Source organism: Nonomuraea sp. NPDC051298 (assembly GCF_055586305.1).
Genome location: NZ_JBVJIM010000003.1, coordinates 464,120 through 489,439 on the forward strand (window position 1 = coordinate 464,120; position 25,320 = coordinate 489,439).

Here is a 25,320-nt window from a genome sequence, read left to right on the forward strand (position 1 = left end):
TCTCAGTAGTTTAGGAGGAGCCTGTCGAGCACCCGCACCCCGAACTGCAGCGCGTCCACCGGCACCCGCTCGTCCACGCCGTGGAACATCGACGCGAAGTCCATGTCCGCGGGCAGCCGCAGCGGCACGAACCCGAACCCGCGCACCCCCAGATCCGCGAAGAACGTCTTGTTGTCGGTGCCGCCCGACATGCAGTACGGAATCGCCCGCGCCGCCGGGTCCTCCGCCTGCAGCGCCGCGATCATCGACTCCACCAGCGCCCCGTCGAACGAGGTCTCCAGCGCGATGTCGTGGTGCACGAACTCGCGCCGCACCTTCGGCCCGAGCAGCCCGTCGACGGTCTTGAAGAACTCCTCCTCGAACCCCGGCAGGAACCGCCCGTCCACCACGGCCGTGGCCTGGCCGGGGATGACGTTCGACTTGTAGCCGGCGTCGAGCTGGGTCGGGTTGGCCGTGTTCCGCAGCGTCGCGCCCACGAACCTGACCAGCGGCCCGATCTGGTCGAGCACGGGCCGCGGGTCGTCCTCGTCGAACGGGATGCCGAACGCGGCGGCGACCTCGGTGAGGAACCTGCGGACCGTTGGGGTGTAGGTCAGCGGCCAGTCGTGCGCGCCGATCCGGGCCACCGCCTGGGCGATCTCGGTGACCGCGTTGTCGGAGTTGAGCATCGAGCCGTGCCCGGCGGTGCCGTCGGCGACCAGCTTCATCCAGGCCAGGCCCTTCTGGGCCGTCTCGATCAGGTAGAGCCGCAGCGAGGGGTCCACCTCCAGCGAGTAGCCGCCGACCTCGCTGATCGACTCGGTGACCCCCTCGAACAGCTCGGGGTGGTGGGCGGTGAGGTATTTGGCGCCGTAGACGCCGCCGGCCTCCTCGTCGGCCAGCCAGGCGAAGACCAGGTCGCGCCGCGGCCTGCGGCCCTCCTGCTTGAGCTGGCGCAGCACGGCCAGCATCATCGCGTCCATGTCCTTCATGTCCACGGCGCCGCGGCCCCAGATGTAGCCGTCGCGCACCTCGCCCGCAAACGGGTCGACCGTCCAGTCGGCGGCGTTGGCCGGCACGACGTCCAGGTGGCCGTGGACGAGCAGCGCGGGCAGGGCCGGGTCAGTGCCTTCGACCCGGGTGATCACGTTGCCGCGGCCCGGCTCGCTCTCGATGTAGGTGGACTCGATGCCCACCTCGGCCAGCCTGGCCATGACGACCTCGGCGGCGGCCCGCTCGCCCGGGCCGCTGCCGTCGCCGTAGTTGCTGCTGTCGACGCGGATCAGCTCCACGCAGAGGTCGGCTACTTCGTTCTCGGCTGGGGTCATGGATGTCTCCTCATGGTGGGTCAAGGCGTGAGCAGTCCGGACTTGTGGAGGTGGCCGCGCTTGTGGGCGCGGGTGATCAGGGTGAGGTCGACGTCGGTGATCTCGTCGTACCGGCCGACGACGCCGGTCATGAAACGGTAGAGGGCCGCCTCGTGCGCCGCCACGACCTGGACGATGAGGGAGTGGGTGCCCGTGGTGGCGGCACAGTAACGGACGTCGGGGTGCGCCGCCAGCCGGCGGCCGACCGAGTCGAGGCCGTGGGGGCGTACCTTCAGCCACAACATGGCCTCGACCTCCAGGCCGAGCAGCGCGGGCTCGACCTCGGCGCGCGGCAGCAGCAGGCGCCGCTCGATCAGCGAGGTGACCCGCCGGCGCGCGGTCGGCACCGAGAGCTCCAGCCGCTCGGCCACCGCGGTGAACGCGATCCGGCCGTCGGCGGCGAGCAGGCCGGCGATCTCCTCCTCCAAGGGCGAGAGCCCGTCCTCGTCGGGCAGGCACTCGGGGGGCGGGGGCGGTCGCAGCTCGGCGACCTCCTGCTCGGTGAGGAAGGGCGCGTGCCACTCGGCCACCGTCCTGAACGTGTGCAGCACGACCTGGGTCTGCGTCTTCAGCACGCCGTCGATGTCGGAGATCTGCGCGGTGAGGATGCGGTGCAGGTCTTCCCTGGAGGGCGAGACCAGCTCGCAGCCGAGGTCGGCGGCCCCGGTCAGCGAGTAGACCGAGCGCGTGTCGGGCCGGTCGGCCAGCGCCTTGGCGACCTGCGCCGCCGTGCCGGGGCGTACCTGGACGTGCAGGTGCACCGGGCGGCCGTGACCGGTGCGCAGGTCGTCGTAGATGGCCGTGACCCGCACGACCCCGTCGGCGATCAGCCGCTGCAACCGCCGCGCGACCGTGCGCTCGTGCTCGCCCACGGCCCGGCCGATGTCGCCCCACGAGGCCCGTGGGCTCACTTGCAGCGCGGCTATGAGCCGCCGGTCGAGAACGTCCACCTGCGCCCGTTTCTATGTCGGGATTGTAAATGTTTGCCGGAATATTTGACTGTTTCGGTCGTCTGATTGCACAGTAGGCCACCACCGCACTTGTCAGCAAAGGAGCCCACGTGGCGACCTCCCCAGTGGCGCAATCCCCACTCGGCATCCCCAAGAGCCGCGTACGCCAGCTCATGGCGGCCAGCGTCGGCAACGTCGTGGAGTGGTACGACTGGTACGCCTACACCTTTTTGGCCGTCTACTTCTCCAAGCAGGTCTTCCCCGAGAGTGCGGGCAACAGCCTGGTCCCCCTGCTGGCCTCGTTCGCCGTGTTCGCGGTGGGCTTCTTCATGCGGCCGCTCGGCGGCCTGCTCGTCGGCGCCTTCGCCGACCGCTACGGCCGCAAGGCCGCCATGACGTTCACGATCGTGCTGATGGGCGCCGGTTCGCTGCTCGTCGGGCTGACCCCCACCTACGCCGCGGTGGGCGTGCTCGCGCCGATCATCCTCACCCTCGCCCGGCTCATCCAGGGCCTGTCGGTGGGCGGCGAGTTCGCCGCCGCGACCACGTTCCTGGTGGAGTCGGCCCCCGCCGGCCGCCGCGGCCTCTTCTCCAGCTTCCAGTACGTCAGCACCACCATCGGCCAGCTCCTGGCTTCGGGCCTGGCGGCGGTGCTGGCCACGGCCCTGGTCGAGGCCGACATGAACTCCTACGGCTGGCGCATCCCGTTCATCGTGGGCGCCGTGCTCAGCCTCGTGGGCCTGTGGATCCGCAAGGGCGCCGACGAGACCTCGGCCGTGGCGGAGGAGATCCAGCGCGGCGAGGCCGAACGGCCCAAGCTGTTCGACTTCCTCAGGCACTACCCGAGGGCGGCGGCCACGATCGTGGGCATCACGATCGCCGGCACCGTGGCGTACTACACCTGGACCAGCTTCCTGCCCACGTACGCGCAGATCACCGTCAACTTCGACGAGGCGGAGTCGCTGCAGATCGGCACGATCTCGCTAGTCTTCTTCATGCTGCTGCAGCCGCTGCTCGGCATGCTGTCGGACCGGGTCGGGCGCAGGCCGCTGCTGATCGCGTTCGGGGTCGGGTTCCTCGTGCTGCCCGTGCCGCTGCTCGGGCTGCTCAGCGACGCCTACTGGAGCCTGCTGGTGGTGCAGCTCGTCGGCATGGTCTTCCTGGGCTGCTTCACCTCGATCTCGGCGGCGGTCAACTCGGAGCTCTTCCCGACGCGGGTGCGGGCGGCGGGGGCCGGGTTCCCGTACTCGCTGACCGTGGCGCTCTTCGGCGGCACCGCGCCGCTGATCGGCACCGCGCTGCGGGACGCGGGGAGCCCCGGGCTCTTCCCGTGGTACATGTCGGCGCTGGCGCTGATCTCCACGCTGGTCTACCTCTTCGTCCTCAAGGAGACCAAGGACGAGCCGCTGCGTTAGCCGCTCCGGTGCCGGTCGCCTGGTCAGCCGAACGAGGTGCAGGGGCGCTCCCGCAGCTCCTTGACGTAGTCGTCGGGGGCGCCCGCCCGCTCGGCCGCCTCGGCCAGGCTGCCCAGGTAGCGGGCCGACGGCAGGCCGCCCTCGTAGCCGTCGAGCACGTAGAACCAGGCCACGACCTCGCCCTCCAGCGTCTGCACCCGCAGCCGCACCTTGTGGTAGGCCCCGCGTACCGCGCCCTCCCACTGGTCGAGCGAGTTCTCCTCCCAGTCGGGCACGTCGTACAGGACCACGAACACGTGTTCGTCAGGGTCTTCGACGATCGTGGCGACCGCGCCCTCCCACGAGAGGTCCATCCCTCCGAAGGTCAGGCGCCAGCCCGGCAGCCAGCCCACTCCCCTGATCGGGGAATGCGGGGCTCGCATGGCCATCTGCTCAGGGTCCATGTTGCTGCCGTAGGCGGCGTAGACAGGCACAGCAGAAGAGTAGCGGTTGAGACCCTGCCCCGTTCGTCGGCGACTCGGGGCATGCGGGAGAATGGTACGCGTGACGAGGATCGTGATCATCGGTGGCGGGCCAGGCGGCTACGAGGCGGCGTTGGTGGCCGCTCAGTTGGGCGCGCAAGTCACGATGGTCGAGCAGGACGGCCCGGGTGGCGCGTGCGTGCTGACCGACTGCGTGCCGTCCAAGACGCTGATCGCGACCTCCGTGCGCAAGCAGGCCCTGCTCGACGCCTCGTCCCTGGGCGTGGCCTACTCCGGCGGGCCCGACGGCGACGCGGGGGTGGTCGGGGTCGATCTGCCGCTGGTCAACAAGCGGGTCAAAGAGCTGGCCCAGGCCCAGTCGGCCGACATCGCGACCCGGGTCGAGGCCGAGGGCGTCGAGATCATCAGGGCGCGCGGGCGGCTGGTCGACCCGCAGGTGGTCAGGGCCGGCGACCGTACGATCAGGGCCGACGTGGTGCTGCTCGCCACCGGCGCGACGCCGCGCGTGTTGCCGGGGGCCGAGCCCGACGGCGAGCGCATCCTCAACTGGCGCCAGCTCTACGACCTCGAAGAGCTGCCCGAGCACCTCATCGTGGTCGGCTCCGGCGTGACGGGCGCGGAGTTCGCGGGGGCCTACCGGTCGCTGGGGGCCGAGGTCACGCTGGTCTCCAGCCGCGACCGGATGATGCCCAACGAAGACGCCGACGGCGCCGAGGTGCTCGAAGAGGTCTACCGGCGGCGCGGGATGAACGTCATGGCCCGCTCCCGGGCCGCGTCCGTCAAGCGCACGCCCGACGGCGTGGTGGTGACGCTCGAAGACGGCCGTACCGCCGAGGGCTCGCACGCGCTGATGACGGTCGGCATGGTCCCCAACACCTCCGGCATCGGGCTGGAGGAGGCCGGGGTGCAGCTCGACCGGGGCGGGTTCGTCAAGGTCGACAAGGTCTCGCGCACGTCCGCCGCCGGGGTCTACGCCGCCGGCGACTGCACGGGCGTGCTCATGCTGGCCTCGGTCGCGGCCATGCAGGGCCGCATCGCGGTGTGGCACGCGCTGGGCGAGGCCGTGCAGCCGCTGCGGCTGGCCACGGTGGCCTCCAACATCTTCACCGACCCGGAGATCGCGGCGGTGGGCGTCTCCCAGCAGTCGATCGAGTCCGGCGAGATCGAGGCGAACGTGGTCAAGCTGCCGCTGGCGACGAACGCGCGGGCCAAGATGCAGGGCTTCAACGACGGGTTCGTGAAGCTGTTCTGCCGTCCGCACACCGGCATCGTGCTGGGCGGCGTGGTCGTGGCGCCGCGCGCGTCCGAGCTGATCCTGGCCGTGTCGGTGGCGGTGCAGCAGCGGCTGACCGTCGACCAGATCGCGCACACGTTCGCGGTCTACCCGTCGTTGTCGGGGTCGATCACCGAGGCCGCCCGGCGGCTCATGCAGCCAGGGGTGTCCATCTAGGTTTCCGCCGGAGGGCGCGTGGTGCGACGCACCACGCGCCCTTTTTCGTGCCCTTCGGCGGTGGGCAAAGGACTTGCCTTTGCTGGATAGTGATGCTATCTATTTAGTAGATAGTTTCGCTATCCAAAGGAGTCTTTGATGACCGTGATCGTTCTGCTGGTCGCCACGTCGGCGTTCCGGCTGCTGGGTGCGCTGGGTGTGGGCCGGTTCGGTACGTGGCGGGTGAGCGCGGCCCATGGCCTGGCCGTCATGCTCGTCATGACCGCGAGTGCCCACTTCGTCCCGGGCGAGGTGACCTTCATGCCGAACTACGAGGACATGGTGGCCATGGTGCCGCCCATCGTGCCGTTCCCCGGCTTCATGGTGTATCTGACCGGCGTGCTGGAGCTGGCCGGGGCCGTGGGGCTGGTGCTCGAACGGTTTCGCCGGCCCGCCGGGATCTGCCTGGCGCTGCTGTTCCTGGCCCTGCTGCCCGCCAACGTGTACGCGGCCGTGGCCGGGACCAGCCTCGCCTCGCCGCTGTGGCAGCGCGTTCCCGAGCAGGCGCTCTTCGTCGGGATCGCGCTCTGGGCGGCGGCCCCGGGATTCGTCAGGAGTAGAAGTGCATGACGATGGCGAGCCCGCCGAAGTGCACCAGCACCACCAGGGCGATCAGCGACACGAACACGAACTTGGCCGGGCCGTGCTCGAAGTGCTTGCCCTCCTTCAGCGGGCGCAGCTTGGCCTGACGCTCGGCGATGCGTTCCTCCAGCGGCTTGCGGTGAAACACGGCGACGTCCCTTCAAGGTCGGCCTGCGGAAGATTTGCGTAGGAGCTGTTTGTGCCCTAATACTTGGTACACAAAGTAATTTACCAGAGCCCGCCGGAGGTGCATACGGATGGAGCCTGTGACAGACGCAACAGATCTGCTGGCCCTCGACCGGCAGGTGTGCTTCGCCCTCAGCGTCGCGTCCCGCAGCGTCATCAGCCTCTACCGGCCGCTGCTGCAGCCCATGGGCCTGACCCACCCGCAGTACCTCGCCATGCTGGCCCTCTGGCAGTACGAGCCGCTGTCGGTCAAAGAGCTGGGCGAGCTGCTCCAGCTCGACCCCGGCACCCTGTCGCCCCTGCTCAAGCGGCTCCAGGCGCTGGGCTACCTCCACCGCGAGCGCAACGCCCACGACGAGCGCGCCCTCGTGGTGACCCTCACCCCCGAGGGGCGGCGGCTCAGGTCGGAGGCCGAGAAGATCCCGCCCGCCATCGTGGCGCGTCTCGGCATGGGCCTCGAAGAGCTGCAGGACCTGCACCGGGTGCTGACCCGCGTGATCGAGGCCACCCGCACGACCCCCGGCCGCCAGGGCGACTGACCGACCCCCCAGAGGCCGTCAGCCGGTGTCGTACCCGTCGCGCAGCGACCAGAGCAGCAGGCGGGTGTTCTCGGCGCCGAGAGCCGCTGCCGCCGCGCGGGCGAGGTCGACCAGCTTCTCGCGCAGCGCCGCGGGGCAGGGCCGCCCGTACTGGGTCGCCGCGTCTGTCCTGCACCACCGGGCCAGGTCGGCGTGGGCCCGCCCGCGCAGCGTGTCGTCCGGGTCGCTGACGAGCAGCAGGCCCGCGTGGATCCGGCTCCACGCGTCCCGCCGGGCGAGCAGCCGGTACGCGGCCAGCCGGACATGGCGGGGCCGCCCGGCGGCGCACAACGCCCACAGCCGCTCGACCGGCACGCCGGGGCCGTCGGCCAGCAGCGTGGTCACGACGTTCCTGACCACCGCCGGCGCCGGGTCCTCCAGCAGGGCGGCGACGTCGGCCCGCGCGCCCAGGCGGCGCAGCGTACGCACCGCCTCCGCCCGCACCCGCGGTCTCGGGTCCCGCAGGTACGGCTCGATCAGAGCGCCGTCCGCCCGCGCGCCGCAGTCGCCCAGCCCGGCCAGCAGCCCGCGGGTGGCCCCGCCGTTCTCGATGCGCCGCCGGTAGCGCTCGGCCGGGTCGTCGCCCGCCCGCCGCAGGCCCCACTGAGCGGTGAGGCGGACCATGCCTGTGGTGTCGTCCAGGAAGCGGGGGGCGTGCCGGGTGTGGCCGAGCCGTACGAGGGCGGTCAGGGCCTGGACGCGCCCGGCGGCCGAGGTGCCGTCCAGGATCTCCTCGGCCAGTTCTGGCCGGTCCTGGGCGACCGCCTGTTCGGCCAGTTCGGTGGCGCAGCGCGTGCGGATGACGGAGTCGGGCTCGTGCCGCGCCGCGGCGACCAGGCGGCCGTGGTCCATGCGGCCCGCGCGCAGCGCCACGTCGAACGCGTACCGCCGCCCGCGCAGGTCGGCGCATGCGCGCACGCCGTCCAGCGTGTCGTCACCGGCTCGGACGAGGGCGTCGCGGACCAGGTCGAGGGCGGGGCGGCCGCGTACGCGGTCCGCCAGCAGCACGGCCACCGACGCGGCGGCCGCGAGCGCCGCGGCCGGTACGTTCCCGTCCGCGAGCACCTCGCGCAGGACCCGCACCGCCGGGGCCCGCACCGCCTCGGCCCAGTCGGTGCTCCTGACCAGCAGGACGGGCAGCAGCCGGAGGTCGTCCCGCATGACCGGATGCCGGACGGCCCACTCCCGCTCCCGCCCCCTCCTGGCGCAGGCGGTGAACACCAGGGCGAGCGGCAGAGGCGAGCGATCGACCGTCCGGTTCCTGTCGTCCCGTCGGCGTAGCGCCGTGTCCAGATCGAGCCAGATCGCGGGGTTCGCCGCCGCCAGCACGTCCATGGCCTGGTCGGCGAGGACGGCGTCGGTGACGGCGCAGGTGAGGGCGGCGGCGAGATCGGCGGCGGCATGGCGCCGGCCGCGCCCGGTCTCTTCGGCCAGCCGGTGGATCGACTCCAGGAGCGTTTGCCCGGCCGGTCGGTCCTGCCCGGCGGCCGGGGGCGTGCTGCGGTGTGCCACGCGGACATCGTTCCATCCGCCTATGGGCGTCTTCGAATGAGTTTCGGCAAATGTCGCGGAAGGTGGTCGAATGCAAGCTCAACGTACGTCAAGTCTGCCGGGTTTTGGGTTTTATGTGGTTCTTTGTCGGGTTGTCTGGGCAGGCAAGGACGATGAGACGTTCGACGAAGGCTTGCAGCGCCTCCGCGGCCGAGCAGGCCCCTGGCGGCCAGAACCTGGGCTCGTACGTCTACGGCATCGTGCCCGCGGAGACCAAGGTGGCCCCCGGCCGCCGCGGTCTGGGCGAGCCGGCCGGAGAGGTCAAGCTGGTCAAACACGGCCGGATCGCGGCCCTCGTCAGCGACGTCGACGTGCACCGGCCGTTGGACCGGGCCGACGACCTCAGGACGCACGAGGAACTGCTCGACGCCATGGCGGCCAAGGGGCCGGTGCTGCCGTTCCGGTTCGGCGCGGTGCTGGCCAACCCCGGGTCCGTCGTGACGGAACTGCTCGCGCCGCACCACGACGCCTACCTCGCCAAGCTGGGCGAACTGCGGGGCAGCGCCGAGTACGTCGTCGAGGGCCGCTACGACGAGGGGGCCGTGCTCGCCGAGATCCTCGCGGAGAGCCCCGAGGCCGTACGTCTGCGTGCGGTCGTCCACGGCACGTCCGAGGACGCGACCGGGCCGGAACGCGCCCGGCTCGACGAGATCGTCACCGCCTCGATCGAGGCCAAGCGCGACCTGGACACCCTGCTCCTGCTCGACGGCCTGTCCGGGCACTACACCCGGGCCGTGCTCCTGGACCCGTCGGACGAACGCGACGCCGTGCACGTGGCCCTGCTGGCCGGGGCCGACGGCCACGCAGGGCTGGAGCGGGCGCTGACGGAGTTCGGCGAGCGCTGGGAGGGCCGCGTCGAGCTGCGCCTCCGCGGCCCGCTGGCCCCCTACGACTTCGCCGTCGCGCAGGCGTAGCGCCTTACGACTTCGTCACCGTGCAGGCGGGCGCGGCGTGCCCGGCGACCTCGCCGGGCACGCCGCGCGGGCATGGGGCCTCAGCCTCAGCCTCAGCATGGGCCTCAGCCGAGGTCAGGGCGCGTCAGCGTTCGCGTGCCGCCAGCCCCGGGTAGTCCATGACCAGCCCCGACTCGTCGAACACGAGCCGGCAGTGGAAGTCGAAGACCGGGGACGAGTAGTCGTACTCCAGGCGGCCGGACTCGCCGGGGACACGGGTGTAGCGCTGGTCGATCCGCTCGACGCCGAGGTCGAGCGCGCGGACGAAGGCGGCAGGGGCGTCCGCGTCCGCCCCCACGGCCAGGCCCAGCCGGTGGACCGGGAACGTGTTGGTCATCGCCGACGACTCCAGATCGACGTCAAGGCAGCCGTCGAGGTCGGGCGCGGGCGTACCGTCGATCCGCCAATGGCCGACGCCGTCGGCCTCGATCAGCGTGCGCCGCCTCCCGGACGCCGAACGGCTGGTGACGCGCGCACGACGGGTGCGCCAGGCGGCGTCCACGTCGATCGCGTACTCCACGATCCAGCTCAGCCCGTCCTCGACCGCGGTCGTGCAGCCCTCGACGCGGTAGCCGTCCTCCTGGGCGAGGAAGTACGTGACCTCGAACCCGACACGTGCGTCGAGATGCCGCCACGCGGCGCCCTCAGGCAACGACACGAATCCCACGCCCCGGATTCTCGCACGCCCACCCGGGGAGCGCAGGTGATCTCCGCCGGATCAGGGGCCTAGGACCGTATCGACCCGTCAGCCGGCGTCCGTGAGGTGCCACGGCAGGACGACCGGCGCGGCGGGGACGTCCCCGGCGACGACCCGCGCCACCACCAGGCCGAGCCCGATGGGAACGACCTGCTCGCCCCCGAGCCCGCCGGTCAGCTCAGGCACGCTCCACCAGCGGAAGCGGTCGGTGGACGCGCGCTCCTCCGCGTCCATGCCGGACGTGTCCACCTCCAGGTCGTCCACCCGCAGCACGAAGAACGAGTCGTGGGAGTGGAACCGCTGCTCGTCCAGGCTCCACCCGCCCGCGCTGGTCGCCACCACCGGCCCGAGCGCCTCGGGCGCCACGACGTGGCCGATCTCCTCCCGCAGCTCCCGGGCCGCGGCCTGCCGCGCGCTCTCTCCCGGATCAACGCCGCCCCCGGGCGTGAACCACGCGTACGGCCGGCTCTCCACCTGCAGCAGCAGCCCTCGGTAGAGCAGCACCCGGTCGGCGGGGTCGAGCAGCACCACGCGGGCCGTCTCCCGGGAGATCGCCTCGTTCATCCGGCCTCCGGTTCGGTCATCTCGACGGTGATGGCCCAGCGCTCGTGGTCGCGCCAGGCGCCGTCGACGAACTGGAAGTTCGGGGAGTAGCCCTCGCGCTGGAAGCCGACGCGCTTGATCAGGTTGAGTGAGGCGGTGTTCGACGGCTGGATGTTGGCCTCCAGCCGGTGCAGCGCCATCTCACCGAACGCGTACGCGACCAGCAGCCCCAGCCCCTCCGTCAGGTAGCCGCGCCCGGTCGTGGACGCGAAGGCGGAGTAGCCGATGGTCGCGCTCTGGTGGGTGCCCCGGATGATGTTGTTGACATTGACCCGGCCGACGATCGCGCCCGTGTCACGCAGGCAGATGAGGAACCCCTCGTGCAGCGGCCCGTCGAACCTGGCCAGGTAACTCTCGAAGTCGTCGTACGTGGTGATGGGCGCGCCGGGCATCCAGCGGGCGAGCAGCTCCGCGCTCTCCTCGTGCAGGACCGCCAGCTCCTCGAAGTCCTGCAGGCTGAGGTAGCGGAGCGCCACGCGCGGCCCGTGGGCAAGATAGATCACACCCAACATTCTGGCGGCCAGGTACGGCAGTGCCACGAGCCGCCGTCATGCTCGACGAGGAACGGCGTCGCGAACGGCAGCGGCGACCCCCGGCCTCGGTGAGGGGGCCGGGGTAGCGAAAAGCCCCAGATCGTGAGCACGATCTGGGGCTTGACCGGTTTTGGGCTCAGGGCCCTACGGGTTACCAGTCGCCTCCGCCGAAGTCACCGCCGCCGAAGTCGCCGCCGCCACCGAAGTCGCCCCAGCCGCCCGCGTCGCCGCCGCCGCCGAAGTCGCCGCCTCCGCCGTCCGCGTAGCCCTCGGCGTAGCCGGCGCCGTAGCCGCCGAAGCCGAAGCCGCCGCCGAGCATGCTGCCCATCATGGTGCCGATGAACATGCCGGTCATGATGTCGCCGAAGCCGCCGTAGTAGCCGTAGGCGTACGGCTGGTAGGCGGGGCCCGCGTCGTAGTAGGGCCGGCGCTGGCCGTCGACCATGACCTCGCGCATCTGCGGGTCGAAGCCGCGCTCCACGGCCTCGGCGTCCATCTTGCAGGCGGGCACGTCACGCACCGCGCCACCGGGCGGGGCCCAGCGAACGTCACGCGCCGACGGGCCGTGCTGCGGGTTGAAGAAGCAGGGGGCCCGCCGCTCGGGCACCGGCTCGTTGTTGACCTTGGCCTTCACCACGGCCAGCGCGTATCGGCCGTCTTCGAGGGTCTGGGTCACGTCGCGCACCTGGTCGGCGCGCTGGACGGTGGCGAGCTGCGTCTTGGCCTTCTCGTACGAGTCGAGCGCCGTCTGCCACTCCTCGATGTGCGTGCCGCCCTGACCGGCCAGCGAGACGTCGGAGTCGAGGGCGGTGATCTCCTCGCCCAGCTTGGTGACGTCTTCGTCGACGGTCTGCTTGACGGCCGCGAGGTCCTTGGCGTCCTGGATGGCCTTTTTCTTCTTCTTGTTGCTGGAGTAGAGGAAGTAGCCGCCACCGCCGACCACGACCAGCGCGCCCAGCGCGATCAGCGCGGTGGTGCCGCCGGCGCCCGGGTTGGCCTGGCTGCCGGAGGAGAGGGCCGAACGGTCACCCTTTGCGGCCATGTCCACGCGGTTGACGAAATCCTTCATGCCCGCGACCAGGTCACCGGAGTTGTTGGTGGTGGCCAGCCTGGCCAGGTCGCCCGCGAGGCCCTGCTGGCGCAGCGAGTTGGAGGCGGAGTAAAGGGTCGTGCCGTCGAGCACCGCGAAGGTGGCCGACGGTGCGCTCGCGGCCTTCATCGCGGCGTCGAGGCTGGTCATGAAGGACGCAACGTTGGAGTCGGTCACGGTGCCGTCGGGCAGCGCGACAGTGAAGATCTTGCTGTCGGCCCCCTTGAGCGCGTCACGGATCTCACTCTGCTGATCGGACGTCAGTGACGAGCCGGACACCACATAGAGCGGATCATTCTTCCAGTTGGACACCACCGTGTTGACGTCCGGGGGAGCCGCCGCGTTGGCGGCAGGGGACAGCGCAAGAACGACGATCAGACCGGCGATCAGAGCCGCGATCGCGGCCCCTGCTCGGCGCAGCGAATGGGTCATTGGCAGCAAGCCTCCTTCGCCCATGAGGACGAACGGGCGATCGGCAAAGTTCCTTACTGCGCACGCTACCTGTCCTGGCGCGCCTGGACGCACTTCGTCGCCCAAGAAGTCGCCCAAGAAACCGGCACCGGTTGTGCGTGGGTACGGTCGATTCCCGGTCAAGAGACCTTTGCCCGCGCGCCCACCGCCCGCGTGCCCTCCGTCCGCGCCGTACGCGTCATGGGAGTGGGGGCCGGGGGGGCGCTGGCGCGTCAGGTGTCCTTGATCTCGCAGATCGTGGCGCCTGAGGTGACCGTCTGCCCGACCGCCGCCGTCAGCCCCGTGACCGTGCCGGACTTGTGGGCCGTCAGCGGCTGCTCCATCTTCATGGCCTCCAGCACCACCACCGTGTCGCCCTCGTTCACCACATCACCGTCGGAGGCCACGACCTTGACGATCGTGCCCTGCATGGGCGTGATGAGCGCGTCGCCGCCGGCCGCGGCCTTCCTGGCCCCGCCCGTCGTACGCCTGGACGCCCTGCCCGGCGCGGAAGGCGCGGCGGAGGCGTCGGACGTGCCCAGGCCCGCCGGCAGGACGACCTCCAGCCGCTTGCCCCCGACCTCGACCGTCACCGTCTCCCTGGCGGCGCTCTCACCGGCGGCCAGGTCCCCGTCGTACGGGGCCACCGTGTTGTCCCACTCCGTCTCGATCCACCGCGTGTGCACGGTGAACGGCGACGACGTGAACGCCGGATCCGACACCACGGCCCGGTGGAACGGCAGCACCGTCGGCATGCCCGAGATCTCGAACTCCGCCAGCGCCCGCCGCGACCGCTCCAGCGCCTCCTGGCGCGTCCGCCCGGTCACGATCAGCTTCGCCACCAGCGAGTCGAACGTGCCAGGGACCGTCATGCCCGCTTCGTACCCGGAGTCGAGCCGCACGCCGGGCCCCGCGGGCGGGCGCATGGCGGCCAGCGTGCCGGGGGCGGGCAGGAAGCCGCGCCCGGCGTCCTCGGCGTTGATCCGGAACTCGATCGAGTGACCGCGCAGCACGGGGTCGCCGTAGCCGAGCGGCTCGCCGTCGGCGATGCGGAACATCTCGCGTACGAGGTCGATGCCCGAGACCTCCTCGCTGACCGGGTGCTCGACCTGCAGGCGGGTGTTGACCTCGAGGAAGGAGATCGTGCCGTCCTGCCCGACGAGGAACTCGCAGGTGCCCGCCCCGACGTAGCCGGCCTCCTTGAGTATGGCCTTGGAGGCGGTGTAGAGGATCTCGACCTGCTCGTCGGTCAGGAACGGCGCGGGGGCCTCCTCCACCAGCTTCTGGTGACGGCGCTGGAGCGAGCAGTCGCGGGTGCTCACCACGACCACGTCGCCCGCCCGGTCGGCCAGGCACTGGGTCTCCACGTGGCGGGGCCGGTCGAGGTAGCGCTCGACGAAGCACTCGCCGCGGCCGAAGGCGGCGACCGCCTCGCGCACGGCCGACTCGTACAGCTCGGGGACCTCCTCCAGGCGGCGGGCGACCTTGATGCCGCGCCCGCCGCCGCCGTACGCGGCCTTGATCGCGATCGGCAGCCCGTGCTCCTCCGCGAACGCCACGACCTCCGCGACGCCGCTCACCGGGTCTTTGGTGCCCGCGACCAGCGGCGCGCCGACCTTCTGGGCGATGTGCCTGGCCCGCACCTTGTCGCCGAGCGCGGCGATGGCGGCCGGCGGCGGCCCGATCCAGACCAGGCCGGCGTCGATGACGGCCTGGGCGAAGGCGGCGTTCTCGGCCAGGAAGCCGTAGCCGGGGTGCACGGCGTCGGCGCCGGAGCGGCGGGCGACGTCGAGGAGCTTGCCGACGTCGAGGTAGGTGTCGGCGGGGGATTCACCGCGCAGCGCGTACGCCTCGTCGGCGAGCTTGACGTGCAGGGCGTCGAGGTCCTGGTCGGCGTAGACGGCCACGCTGCCGATCCCGGCGTCCTGGCAGGCGCGGGCCACACGTACGGCGATCTCGCCGCGGTTGGCGATCAGAACCTTCCGCACCGGCTATCGTCCCTCCTCCCAGAGTTCAGCGGCCCAGGTATGCGCCGCCGTTGACATGGAGCACCTGCCCCGTGACGTGCCCGGCTCCCGCGGAGGCCAGGAACACGACGGCGTCGGCCACGTCGGAGGGGGTGCCGGGGCGGCCGTTTCGAGTGTTCCGCACCCGGGCCTTGACGCCCTCTTCGGTCAGCCGGCCGCGGAAGAACTCGGTGTCGAGGATCAGCCCCGGCGACACGACGTTCGCGGTGATGCCCCTCGGGCCCAGCTCGGCGGCCAGGTCGGCGGTCCAGGACTCGACGGCGGCCTTGGCAGCGCCGTACGAGCCGGAGCCCGTGCCCCTGGCGGCGATCGAGCCGATCGTGACGATCCGCCCGCCCTCGCCCATGCGGGGCGCCAGCGCGGTCGTGACGAGCACCGCGGACATGAGGTTGGCGTTGAGGTTGGCCTGCCACGCCTCGGCCACGTCCGTCAGCTCGGCGGACTGCCCGCGGTCGAGGTCGGTGTTGCCGCCGGCGTTGTTGACCAGCACGTCGACCCGCGCGGGCAGGCTGTCGAGCGCCTCGTGCACGGCGGCGGGACCGGCGGCGTCGAACGGCACGTGCGCCGCGCCCAGCCGCTCGGCCGCCTCCCTGAGCACCTGCTCACGGCGGCCGGTGATGGTGACGCGGTCGCCGAGTGAGGCGAACGCGGCGGCGATCGCGTAGCCGATCCCGGTGCCGCCGCCGGTCACCACGACCTCGCGCATGAAGCCCCCACACAATCCGAACAATCCTCGGGTAGACCATAGCCGCTCGGCATAACACGGGCGACGGCCGGTGGCCTTTCCTTAGGGTGATTGCGCTTTCACAGGTTCCAGGAGGTGTGCATGAGCCAGAGCATGCTCGGTGGCGACCCGCAGGAAATGCAGCAGATGTCCAGCCAGTTCACGCAGCAGTCGGAGGCGGTCCGTACCACGATGACCGCACTCGACCGCGAGGCCGCCAAGGTCGGCACGGCGTGGACCGGGCCGGGCGCGCAGCGCTTCCAGCAGGCGTGGCAGAACTACCGCACGGCGTTCCAGCGCATGACCGAGGAGCTGCAGGAGGCTTCGCGGGTCATCGGGACCTACCGGCAGAACATCGAGTCCGCCACGAAATGATCAACGAGAGGGGCCCTGGCGAGGATGCTGGGGCTTCTTTCCGTTGATCCGCCTGTTGTCGTCCGCTGTCCCGGATGGGCGGGATACGCTGTTTCGCCATGATGGGTCGCGCCCTCGTGGCAAGCCTGCTCGCCCTGCAGTTCGCGGTTGCGCCGGCGCAGGCCGCCGAGCCCGAACGGTGCGAGCCCAAGAAGTCCAACCCCGCGATCGCCGAGACCTGGGCCCAGCGGCGGCTGAACGTCAAGAGCGTGTGGCCCCTGACGATGGGCCAGGGCGTCACCGTCGCCGTCATCGACAGCGGCGTCGACGAGACCCACCCCCAGATCCGCCTGGCCGGCAAGGCCGACCTGACCAACACCAGCTTTCGCGACTGCGTCGGCCACGGCACGGCGGTGGCTGGCATCATCGCCGCGCAACCCCGCTCCGACCTCCCCTTCTACGGCGTCGCGCCCGCCGTCAGGCTGCTGTCGATCAAGCAGACCAGCGGCTCGCTGGGCGACGTGTCCCTGCTGGCCAAGGCCATCAGGACGGCCGCCGACGAGAACGCCGACGTGATCAACGTCTCCATCCAGGCATCCGACCGGCCTGAGCTGAAGGCCGCCGTCGACTACGCCATCGGCAGGGACATCGTGATCGTGGCCGCCGCCGGCAACGTCACCAACGACGACGGCACCTCCAGCCCCGCCTACCCGGCCGCCTACGACGGCGTGCTCGCCGTGGGCTCCGCGACGCCGGACGGCGGGCGCTCGACCTTCTCCAACCCCAACGCCGTCGCCGTGCTCGGCCCCGGCCAGGACCTCAGCGCCACGTGGACGGGCAAGGGCTACCAGAGCAAGTTGGAGGGCACGAGCTACGCGGCGCCGTACGTGGCGGGCGTGGCCGCGCTCGTCCGCGCCCGCCACCCCGATCTCGACCAGCTCCGGGTCCGCCGCCGCATCGCGCTCACCGCCGACGGCGCCAACGGCCAGGGTACGGGCGCGGGCATGGTCAACCCCCTCCTGGCGGTCACCATGGTTCTGCCGTCGGAGCAGGTGGCGGTGGCGCCGCCGGTGCCGCCGCCGCTCCCGGCCTCGGCGGTGCGCAAGGCCGTACCGCCCGACCAGCACGCGATCGACGTGGCCACGACGCTGGCGGCGGTCGGGCTGTCGCTGGCCGGGCTGGTGATCGCCGCGTGGGTGCTGGTGCCGATGGGACGGCGGCGCGGCTGGCGTCCAGGATCTTCGGGAGGCTCCGTCACGAACTGACGGTTAACTGTCAGAGTGGTCGTCCTAAACCACTGATGCGCATGTGGCGTATTTGGTTAAATATCTCTCGATCATGACGTTACCCGGAAGGACGGTCATGGCGGAGAATGACGCCCCGCAGCCCGAACCGATCGGCCGCGACGAGATCGGTGGGCACGAGATCGTCGGCCGTGTGGGTGACGGGCCGCGTGGCACCGTCCATCTGGGCCGGGAGTCCGAGGACGCGCCCCAGGTCGTCGTCAAGACGCTGACCGTCGACCCGGACGCCGACCCCGGCTTCGCCGACCGGCTCGAGAACGTCACGCGGGTGTCCAGCTCGTACGTGGCGCGCACGCTCGGCGCCGGAGTCGAGGACGGCGCGGCGTACGTGATCAGAGAGCACGTCGAGGGCCGCTCGCTGGTCGAGGCCGTCGAGGCGGACGGGCCGCTGACCGGTGACGCGCTGGAGCGGGTCGCGGTCGGCATGCTGACGGCGCTGACCGCCGTCCACGTGGCCGGGTTCGCGCACCGAGGGCTCACCCCGTCGAACGTGATCCTCACCGCGGACGGGCTCCGCGTCACCGACATCGAGCTGGGCGACCCGGTGGGCGAGATCGGCTACCGCGCGCCGGAGCAGCTCAGCGGGCTCCAGTACGGGCCGTACGCCGACGTCTTCTCCTGGGCCGCCACCGTGGTCTTCGCCGCCACGGGCGCGGCGCCGTTCGCGCACGAGGCCGAGGCGGTGCTGAACGCCGAGCCCGAGGTCGGGGAGCTGCCCGAGCCGTTGCGGCAGATCGTGCTGGCCGCGCTCACCAAGGAGGCGAGTGGGCGGCCGACGACGTACATGGCGCTGCTGCGGCTGCTGGGCGACGACAACGCGCCCATCCCCGCGCCGCCGCTCCAGGGCGTCCCGGTGCCGCCGCCCGGCGGTGCCGCACCGGCCCCCGGTGACTCCGGCGCGCCGCTGATCCTGCCGATCCAGCTCTCCATCGAGGGGGCCCAGATCCCGCAGATGCCCGGCGGCGCAGCCCTTCCCGGCGGCCCCGTCCCCTCGGGGGAGAACGGCCCGATGCCGCCCGGCCCGATGGGCGCTCAGGGGCCCATGCCCCCCGGCCAGATGGGGCCCGCACCCGTCGGCCCGATGGGACCCGTGCCGATGGGACCCGTGCCGATGGGGCCGCCGCCGATCGGCCCGGCGCCGATGGGCCCGCCGTCGATGGGCCCAGGCCCGATGGGGCCGGACGCCATGGCGGCAGGCCCGATGGGACCTGGCCCGATCGACCAGCCCTCGCTGGAACAGGGCCCGATGGGGCAGGGCCCCATGCAACAGGGCCCCATGCAGCAAGGCCCGATCGAGCAGCGCCCCATGGGCCCGATGGGGCCGGACGCCTTCCCCGCGGGGCCGATGGGCGGGCCGCCGCACGTGCCCGCCCAGATGCGCCTCGAACCGCCCGCCCCGATCCACCAGGAGCCCCCGACCCAGATCTGGGGTCCGCCGCCCGGTGCCGACCAGCAGCCGCCGCCGCAGGTCCAGGGCCGCCCGGCGCACTACGTTCCGAAGCAGGACGACGGCCAGGAGCGCAAGCCGTTCCCCGTCGGCCTGGTCGCCGGCGTGACGGCCGTCGTGCTCCTGTCGGGCCTCGGCCTGTGGGGCGCGGGCCAGTACTCGGGGTCGATCACCTTCACCGAGTCCGCCGCGGCCGGCAGCGCCCCGAGCCAGGGGGCCGTCTCCTCCGGCCAGGGCCAGGGGCCGGGCACAGGCACGGGCCCCGCCTCGCAGCCGCAGGCCGAGGTGACCGCGCCGTGGGTGAACACGCCCACCCCGGACGACGGCGGCGTCGGCCCCATGGAGCTGCCCTCGGACGCCCCCACCAAGTCGGCGGGCGTCCCGGTGCTCACGACCGTGCCGACCCCGCTGGCCACGCAGCCGGTGCAGCCGGTGCCGGTCGTGACCGCCACCGTGCAGCCCCCCACCAGGGCCGCGCAGCCCACGGCCAAGCCGTCCAAGACGACCCAGCCCAAGCCCACCGCCACGGTCACGAAGACGGTGGAGCCCACCAAGAAGCCCAGCCCCACCCCGACGAAGTCGACCGAGGAGCCCCAGCCGGAGCCGGAGCCGGAGCCCAGCAAGACCACCGCGAAGCCGAAGCCCACGCCGACGCCGACCAAGTCGACCACGCCCCCGCCCAAGAAGAACCCCTACACCGCCACCCAGGTGTGCGGGAGCGGGTTCGTGGTGCAGCGGTCGAGTTCGTTCACCGGCGGGACGACGTATCAGCTCTGGAACAACAGCACCGGGCAGAACTGCGTGGTCACCCTGAAGTCGGGGGCGGACGTCGGCAAGTCCACGCCGGTGAGCGCCACGCTGGAGGTCCAGAACGGCGGCTCGCAGACCGACTCGGGGAGCTTCGAGTACTACGCGGGTCCGGTCAAGCTGTCGGCCAAGGGCAAGTGCGTGCGGTACTCCGGCAGCGCGGGCTCGGAGAGCACGAGCGCGGTCTGGGGCAACTGCGGCTGATCCCGGGCCGCGCCACCCGCGCTCCCGTCGCCGCCCGACCGGTGTCCCTGCCCGGCCGGGCGGCGTTCGTGAGGGGCTGGGATCAGTAGCCGCTGTAGCCGGCGCCGGTCTTCATACCGACGACGCCCGGCACCGCGGACACGGAGCCGTAGACGTCGACGGCGTAGCGCACGCCCGCGATGATGTTGTGCACGGGGTTGTAGATGTCCCGGTACTCGGCGAGCGCGTAGGCGTCGAACGTCGGGTCGATGGTCTGCATCAGCCCCTTGGAGGGGTGCCCGGCTTCGAAGTTGCTGTCCCACAGGTTGATCGCGTTCGGGTTGCCGCCCGACTCGTGCTGGATGATCGTCCAGAGGTCGTTCGGGTTCATCCTGTCGGCCGGGACACCCGCCTCCAGCAGGATGGCGGTGGCCTCCTCGATCCACTGCTTGACCTGCCCGGGGGGCGCGTGGCCGCCGCCCGCCGGGGGCGGGCCGCTCGAGCCGTAACCGCCGATGATCGGGCTGCCGCCGGACCCGCCGGCGGCGGTCTGCGCGGTGTAGCTGTCCGTGGGCCGCCAGTCCAGCCGGTGCCCTCCTCCCGGCGTGAACTCCTGGTCTCCCGCCACCTTGATCTGCGCGAACGTGGTGTTCCGCTCGTTCATGGCCCTGGCGATCGCGTCCTTGACGGTGCCGACCGCCTCCTTGGCCTCGCGGACCGGCGTACGGGCGTTGGCGATCTCCTGGTTCACCATGAGGCCGATCTCGTGGTCGAGCACCTCCTGCTTGGCGTCCGGATTGTTCTCCCGGTACGTGCTCACCCGCGTGAGCAGCCGGTCACAGATGCCGTCCACCCTGCCCTGGGCCGACTCCAGGGCTCCGGCCGCGTCGTCGAGCGCGGTGGCGCAGGAGCGCAGCGCGTCGTGCAGGTCCTGCCCGGCCTTGCCGTAGCCGCCCATGTAGCGGACGAACGCGTCGGCCGATTCGCCCTCCCAGGCCAGGTCCACGGTCGTGACGGCGCTGCCGAGCGTGCCGGTGTGCGCGTTCGTCAGGCCCGCCGCGTCGCGCCAGCGGGCGGCGATGCCGCGGATCGTCGCCGGGCTGCCGGTGACCTGGTCGGCCAGGTCCGCCAGGGCGTTGCCGTTGGGCAGGGCGCGGATGCCGTCGGGAGCGCTCATCTGGGGTCGTTCACCCTCCGCACGGTCTCCTCGACCAGGGACAGGGCCCGTTCGACGCCGTCGAGCAGGCTCTTGGCCTTGCCGAACTCGTTGTCGCACGTGGTCTCGACGTCGAGGACGGCATCCGCCAGCCCCGAGGAGCCCTCCAGCCGGCCGAAGATCGTGGAGTCGGGCCGCTGGGCGGGGTAACTCTCCGCGAGGTCGCCGAACTTGCCCACGAGCGTCTTGGTCGACGTGCGGCAGTCGTCGAGGGCGTCGAAATGGATGTCGAATCCGGCCATGTATGTCCTCGTCCGTGCTCGTCAGGTCCGGTCGGGTCTGGCGAGGGCTCGTCAGCCCTCGGGAGGCGGCCAGAACGCGGTCTGGGCCAGCCGCGAGCCGTGCTTCCTGTCCACGATGAACCCGCGGCCGGGCGGCTGCGGCATGGCGCGGACGTTGCCGAACAGGAAGCCCTCGTCCCTGTTGCCGGACAGGATCACCGCAGGGGAGGCCATGTCCTTGATCCGCTGGATCACCGGCTCGAACATGGCCCGCCCCACGCCGCCCATGGCCCGCGACAGCACCAGGTGCAGGCCGATGTCGCGGGCCTGCGGCAGCAGCTCGACCAGCGGCAGCAGCGGGTTGTTCGAGGTGGCGACCAGATCGTAGTCGTCGACCAGGAAGTACAGGTCGGAGCCCTTCCACCAGTCGCGGGCGCGCAGTTGCTCGGGCGTGAGGTTGGCCGGCGGCAGCCGCTTGAGCAGCGCGTTGCGGGCGTCCTTGACCAGTTCGAGTGCGGCCGCGCCGGAGGCGGCGTAGCCGATGCGGTTGTCCCCGACGGCCGTGTCCAGCAGCGAGCGCCGGTAGTCGATCATGATCATCATGGCCTCGCTCGGCTCGTAGCGGGCCGCGATGCTCTCGGCGATGATCTTGAGCATGTTGGACTTGCCGCTCTCGGTGTCGCCCACGACGACGAAGTGCGGGTCGGCCTCGAAGTCGATGAACACGGGCGACAGGGTGGCCTCGTCCACGCCGATCGCGATCCGGCTCCTGCCGGTCTCCTCCGCCCCGGGCAGCGAGGCGGCGGGCAGCACGGAGGGCAGCAGCCGCACGGCCTTGGCGGGCGGGCCCTGCCAGGACTCCCGTACGGCCGACACCAGCGCCTGCACGCCGGTCGCGAGGTCCTCGGCGTCCTGCACGCCGTCGATGCGCGGCAGCGCGCCGAGGAAGTGCAGGCCGTCCCTGGTCAGGCCGCGTCCAGGCACGCCCTCCGGCACGGCCAGGGACTTCTTCCTGTTGACCTCCGACTCGTACGCGTCGCCCAGCTTGAGCTCGATCCTGGTGCCGAACAGATCCCTGATGCCCGGCCGGAACTCCGACCACTTGTTCGTCGCCGCCACCACGTGGATGCCGTAGCCCAGGCCGCGCGCGGCCAGGTCGGTGATGACCGGCTCCAGGGCTTCGAACTCCTGCTTGATCGTCAGCCAGCCGTCCACCACGAGGAAGATGTCGCCCCAGCCGTCGCCCTTGAGCGAGCCGTCGGCGGTCCGCCGCCGGTAGGTGGCCATGGAGTCCACGCCGTGATCGGTGAACAGCCGCTCGCGCTGCTGGAGCACCGTGGCGATCTCGGCGACCGTACGGCGTACGCGCTCGGCGTCCAGCCTGCTGGCCACGCCGCCGACGTGCGGCAGCCCCTCCAGCGTCGCCAGCGCGCCACCGCCGAAGTCGAGGCAGTAGAACTGCACCTCGCGCGGGGTGTGCGTGAGCGCCATGCTGCTGACCAGCGTGCGCAGGATCGTGCTCTTGCCGCTCTGCGGCCCGCCGGCCACGCTCATGTGCCCGGCCGCGCCCGACAGGTCCAGCCAGTACGGATCCCGCCGCTGCTCGAACGGCCGGTCGATGATGCCGATGACGGCCTGCAGCCGTCCGCGCCCCGGCCAGCCCGGCGTCGTCAGCCCCAGCTCGGGCGTGATCGACAGCGGCGGCAGGAGGTGCGCCAGCGTGGGCGGCTCGTCCAGCGGCGGCAGCCAGATGCGGTGCGCGGGCGGCCCCTGACCATCCAGACGGCCCACGACGACGTCCAGCAGGCTCTGCTGCGCCCTGGTGGTCTCCTCCTGCGCGACCGGCTCCGCCGGCTCCTCGATGAGCGGCACGGGGACGAACTCGGGGCCGTACTCGACGACCTCCCTGATCGGCACCGTGCCGTCGGACGTGACCACCTGCCGGGGGTCGGCCAGGAAGGGCCCCGACACGTACGCGGCCTTGAACCGGGTCATCCCGCTCGTGTCGAACTTGAGGTAACCGTTGCCCGGCGCGGACGGCAGCTCGTACGCGTCGGCCACGCCCAGCACCACGCGGCTCTCCATGGCGGAGAACGTCCGCAGGCCGATCCGGTACGACAGGTGCGTGTCGAGCCCCCGCAGCCGGCCTTCTTCCAGCCGCTGGGAGGCCAGCAGCAGGTGCACGCCCAGCGACCGGCCCAGCCGCCCGATCATCACGAACAGGTCGATGAACTCCGGCTTGGCCGTCAGCAGCTCGCTGAACTCGTCGAGGATCACGAACAACGTCGGCAGCGGCTGCAGGTCCACGCCCTGCTCGCGGGCGCGCTCGTAGTCGCGCAGCGAGGCGTAGTTGCCGCTGGCCCGCAGCAGCTCCTGGCGGCGTACCATCTCGCCGTGCAGGGCGTCGTGCATGCGGTCGACCAGCGGCAGCTCGTCCTCCAGGTTGGTGATGACCGCGGAGACGTGCGAGAGGCCGTCGAGGCCGAGGAAGGTGGCGCCGCCCTTGAAGTCGACGAGCACGAAGTTGAGTATCTCCGAGGAGTGCGTGACGGCCAGGCCCAGCACGAGCGTGCGCAGCAGCTCCGACTTGCCGGAGCCGGTGGCTCCGATGACCAGGCCGTGCGGGCCCATGCCGCCCTGGGCCGACTCCTTGATGTCCAGCTCGACGAGCCGCCCGTCGGAGCCCAGGCCGATCGGGACGCGCAGCCGGTTGCGGCCCGCGCGGGGCCGCCAGGTCTGGGCGGTGTTCAGCCTGGTGGGGTCGCCGACGCCGAGCAGGTCGGTGAGCGTGGTGTTCGTGGCCAGCACGTCCTGCGACTCGCCGCCCTTGGCCGTGGAGGCGCGCAGCGGCGCGAGCTGGCGGGCCAGCCCTTCGGCCCTGATGTAGTCGAGCGCGTCGGGGTCGCCGAGCCGGTTCGTGCTCTCCTTGCCCGCGTGGTCGATCTTGACCATGTGGAAGCCGCTGTCGTTGATGCGCAGGCGCAGCGTGCTGCGCTCCTCGACCACCCCGGCCGAGTCCGACAGGTCGATCACGGTGACGCCCTCGATGGCGTCCGCGCCGAGCTGCGAGTCGTGCGGCACGTGGCCGCCCTCCAGGATGAGCACGTGGTACGGCAGCGCGTCCGTCGAGGCGCCCGGCTTGAAGCGCCCCCGTTCCTTCAGCTCGCTGCCCACCAGCCGGTCGAGCTCGCCCAGGTTCTCGGCCATGAGCCTGACCTGGCCGGCGCCGTCGTTCTCGTCAGGGTGCAGGGCGTGGGGCAGCCACTTGACCCAGTCCCAGTGGCTCATCCGCTCCTTGCCGGCGCAGACCATGATCCGCAGGTCGTCCGGCGAGTGGAACGTCACCATCTGCGCCACCATCGCCCGCACCAGGTCGCGGACCATGGCCGGGTCACCGTCCAGCTTGATCCGGGCGAACGAGTGCAGCGCCACCGCCACCGGGAGCTGGGAGACCGTCGAGTGCGTGCGGATGAAGCGGCGCAGCGCGCCGGCCGACAGCGCGTCCAGGTCCTCGACGGGCTTGGCGTCCGGTGGGATGAGCTGGATGGCCAGCTTCTGGATGCCGGTGCCCAGGCGTACGGTGCCGAAGTCCTCGTCGCGGGCGCGGCGCTCCCACAGGCGCGGGCCCATCGCGGTCCACCACAGCGTGTCGGGCGCGGGGCCGCTCCATTCGAGCGCCTCGCGCTGCTGGATCGCGGCCTTGCGGACCCGCTTGCGGATCTGGGCCAGGTAGCGGAAGTAGTCGCGACGGTTGCCGTTCAGCCGGTTCTTGCGCTCGCCGGCCTGGCGGCCGAGCTGGCCGATCGTCATGCCGACCATGGAGAAGGCGAACAGGCCGCTGGAGACGTACATGATGGGGCTGGTGTTGGTGCCCCCTGCGGTGAACATCAGGCCCATCGCCGCCGCGCCGGCGACCATCGGCAGCCAGGTGAGCACCGACATCATGCCCTGTGACTGCACTTCCGGAATCTCCGGAGGCGATTCGAGGAGGATCTCGCCGCGCGGAGGTTTCGGGCTGGGACGGCGCTCGGGGCGCCGTACGACGACGATGCTCACCCTTGGACAGGCCCCTTCTGGTGCTTGGAAGACCCTTCATACCAGATGTGCCTAACGTCCGAGTTGAGGTCTGAGT

Annotated in this window: 22 protein-coding genes; 8 read left to right on the top strand and 14 right to left on the bottom strand. The window is 71.6% G+C overall.

From position 1 onward, the window contains the following. Positions 1-2: 2 nt before the first annotated feature. Together ACZ6S0_RS12260 and ACZ6S0_RS12265 are read right to left on the bottom strand one after the other, a co-directional pair. Complete coding sequence (locus tag ACZ6S0_RS12260) at positions 3-1,331, bottom strand: M20/M25/M40 family metallo-hydrolase (protein ID WP_465915789.1); 1,329 nt, start codon at positions 1,329-1,331, stop codon at positions 3-5. Further along, positions 1,328-2,296, bottom strand: a complete 969-nt coding sequence (locus ACZ6S0_RS12265; RefSeq protein WP_465915790.1) for an Lrp/AsnC family transcriptional regulator — start codon at positions 2,294-2,296, stop codon at positions 1,328-1,330. The genes ACZ6S0_RS12260 and ACZ6S0_RS12265 overlap by 4 nt, the downstream gene beginning before the upstream one ends. Positions 2,297-2,406: 110 nt before the next feature. Between ACZ6S0_RS12265 and ACZ6S0_RS12270 the strand changes: the two genes are divergently transcribed. Beyond that, positions 2,407-3,711, top strand: coding sequence for an MFS transporter (locus ACZ6S0_RS12270; RefSeq protein WP_465915791.1), 1,305 nt, complete (start codon positions 2,407-2,409; stop codon positions 3,709-3,711). Between the two features lie 23 nt (positions 3,712-3,734). On the opposite strand, the gene ACZ6S0_RS12275 is transcribed toward ACZ6S0_RS12270, so the two are convergent. Beyond that, positions 3,735-4,184: a gamma-glutamylcyclotransferase family protein gene (locus ACZ6S0_RS12275; RefSeq protein ID WP_465915792.1), complete on the bottom strand. Its 450-nt coding sequence runs from the start codon at positions 4,182-4,184 to the stop codon at positions 3,735-3,737. Positions 4,185-4,254: 70 nt separating this feature from the next. Here ACZ6S0_RS12275 and ACZ6S0_RS12280 point away from each other — a divergent pair, with 70 nt between their 5' ends. Continuing rightward, entirely contained in the window at positions 4,255-5,643 is a 1,389-nt protein-coding gene (locus tag ACZ6S0_RS12280) for an NAD(P)H-quinone dehydrogenase (RefSeq protein ID WP_465915793.1), read from the top strand. Between the two features lie 138 nt (positions 5,644-5,781). Beyond that, positions 5,782-6,252, top strand: a complete 471-nt coding sequence (locus tag ACZ6S0_RS12285; RefSeq protein ID WP_465915795.1) for a DoxX family protein — start codon at positions 5,782-5,784, stop codon at positions 6,250-6,252. Here ACZ6S0_RS12285 and ACZ6S0_RS12290 read toward each other — a convergent pair. Continuing rightward, complete coding sequence (locus ACZ6S0_RS12290; RefSeq protein ID WP_465915796.1) at positions 6,233-6,412, bottom strand: hypothetical protein; 180 nt, start codon at positions 6,410-6,412, stop codon at positions 6,233-6,235. The two genes, ACZ6S0_RS12285 and ACZ6S0_RS12290, sit on opposite strands and share 20 nt — an antisense overlap. Before the next feature lie 109 nt (positions 6,413-6,521). Here ACZ6S0_RS12290 and ACZ6S0_RS12295 point away from each other — a divergent pair, with 109 nt between their 5' ends. Further along, a complete protein-coding gene (locus ACZ6S0_RS12295; protein ID WP_465915797.1) occupies positions 6,522-6,989 on the top strand; it encodes a MarR family winged helix-turn-helix transcriptional regulator in 468 nt (155 codons plus the stop codon). 18 nt (positions 6,990-7,007) lie between these two features. On the opposite strand, the gene ACZ6S0_RS12300 is transcribed toward ACZ6S0_RS12295, so the two are convergent. Beyond that, a complete protein-coding gene (locus tag ACZ6S0_RS12300) occupies positions 7,008-8,540 on the bottom strand; it encodes a hypothetical protein (RefSeq protein WP_465915799.1) in 1,533 nt (510 codons plus the stop codon). A 152-nt stretch (positions 8,541-8,692) separates the two neighbouring features. Here ACZ6S0_RS12300 and ACZ6S0_RS12305 point away from each other — a divergent pair, with 152 nt between their 5' ends. Continuing rightward, entirely contained in the window at positions 8,693-9,493 is an 801-nt protein-coding gene (locus ACZ6S0_RS12305) for a GvpL/GvpF family gas vesicle protein (protein WP_465915800.1), read from the top strand. 124 nt (positions 9,494-9,617) lie between these two features. Here the strand turns inward: ACZ6S0_RS12305 and ACZ6S0_RS12310 are convergent, their stop codons facing one another. From ACZ6S0_RS12310 to ACZ6S0_RS12335, 6 genes are all read right to left on the bottom strand, one after another. Further along, the gene (locus ACZ6S0_RS12310) at positions 9,618-10,199 is read right to left on the bottom strand and encodes a putative glycolipid-binding domain-containing protein (RefSeq protein WP_465915802.1); all 582 of its coding nucleotides are present in this window, start codon (positions 10,197-10,199) and stop codon (positions 9,618-9,620) included. A gap of 78 nt (positions 10,200-10,277) precedes the next feature. After that, on the bottom strand, positions 10,278-10,793 hold the full coding sequence (locus ACZ6S0_RS12315; protein WP_465915804.1) for an NUDIX hydrolase: 516 nt from the start codon (positions 10,791-10,793) through the stop codon (positions 10,278-10,280). After that, positions 10,790-11,335, bottom strand: coding sequence for a GNAT family N-acetyltransferase (locus tag ACZ6S0_RS12320; protein WP_465915805.1), 546 nt, complete (start codon positions 11,333-11,335; stop codon positions 10,790-10,792). The genes ACZ6S0_RS12315 and ACZ6S0_RS12320 overlap by 4 nt, the downstream gene beginning before the upstream one ends. 181 nt (positions 11,336-11,516) lie before the next feature. Continuing rightward, a complete protein-coding gene (locus ACZ6S0_RS12325; RefSeq protein ID WP_465915806.1) occupies positions 11,517-12,887 on the bottom strand; it encodes a hypothetical protein in 1,371 nt (456 codons plus the stop codon). Between the two features lie 251 nt (positions 12,888-13,138). Then, positions 13,139-14,893: an acetyl/propionyl/methylcrotonyl-CoA carboxylase subunit alpha gene (locus ACZ6S0_RS12330; RefSeq protein WP_465915807.1), complete on the bottom strand. Its 1,755-nt coding sequence runs from the start codon at positions 14,891-14,893 to the stop codon at positions 13,139-13,141. Between the two features lie 25 nt (positions 14,894-14,918). After that, a complete protein-coding gene (locus ACZ6S0_RS12335) occupies positions 14,919-15,638 on the bottom strand; it encodes an SDR family NAD(P)-dependent oxidoreductase (RefSeq protein WP_465915808.1) in 720 nt (239 codons plus the stop codon). Positions 15,639-15,758: 120 nt separating this feature from the next. Between ACZ6S0_RS12335 and ACZ6S0_RS12340 the strand changes: the two genes are divergently transcribed. From ACZ6S0_RS12340 to ACZ6S0_RS12350, 3 genes are all read left to right on the top strand, one after another. Beyond that, on the top strand, positions 15,759-16,031 hold the full coding sequence (locus ACZ6S0_RS12340) for a WXG100 family type VII secretion target (RefSeq protein ID WP_344896845.1): 273 nt from the start codon (positions 15,759-15,761) through the stop codon (positions 16,029-16,031). Positions 16,032-16,129: 98 nt separating this feature from the next. Further along, positions 16,130-17,275: a S8 family serine peptidase gene (locus ACZ6S0_RS12345; RefSeq protein WP_465915810.1), complete on the top strand. Its 1,146-nt coding sequence runs from the start codon at positions 16,130-16,132 to the stop codon at positions 17,273-17,275. 97 nt (positions 17,276-17,372) lie between these two features. Next, a complete protein-coding gene (locus ACZ6S0_RS12350) occupies positions 17,373-19,772 on the top strand; it encodes a serine/threonine protein kinase (protein ID WP_465915812.1) in 2,400 nt (799 codons plus the stop codon). Positions 19,773-19,854: 82 nt separating this feature from the next. Here ACZ6S0_RS12350 and ACZ6S0_RS12355 read toward each other — a convergent pair whose 3' ends face one another. From ACZ6S0_RS12355 to eccCa, 3 genes are read right to left on the bottom strand one after another with little or no spacing between them, the layout of a single operon-like run. Continuing rightward, positions 19,855-20,928, bottom strand: coding sequence for a transglycosylase SLT domain-containing protein (locus tag ACZ6S0_RS12355; RefSeq protein WP_465915813.1), 1,074 nt, complete (start codon positions 20,926-20,928; stop codon positions 19,855-19,857). After that, positions 20,925-21,209, bottom strand: a complete 285-nt coding sequence (locus ACZ6S0_RS12360) for a hypothetical protein (RefSeq protein ID WP_465915814.1) — start codon at positions 21,207-21,209, stop codon at positions 20,925-20,927. Before ACZ6S0_RS12360 ends, ACZ6S0_RS12355 begins: the two co-directional genes overlap by 4 nt. A gap of 51 nt (positions 21,210-21,260) precedes the next feature. After that, positions 21,261-25,244 (bottom strand): type VII secretion protein EccCa, encoded by a 3,984-nt coding sequence (gene eccCa / locus ACZ6S0_RS12365; protein WP_465915815.1) that lies wholly within the window; start codon positions 25,242-25,244, stop codon positions 21,261-21,263. Between the last annotated feature and the right edge of the window lie 76 nt (positions 25,245-25,320).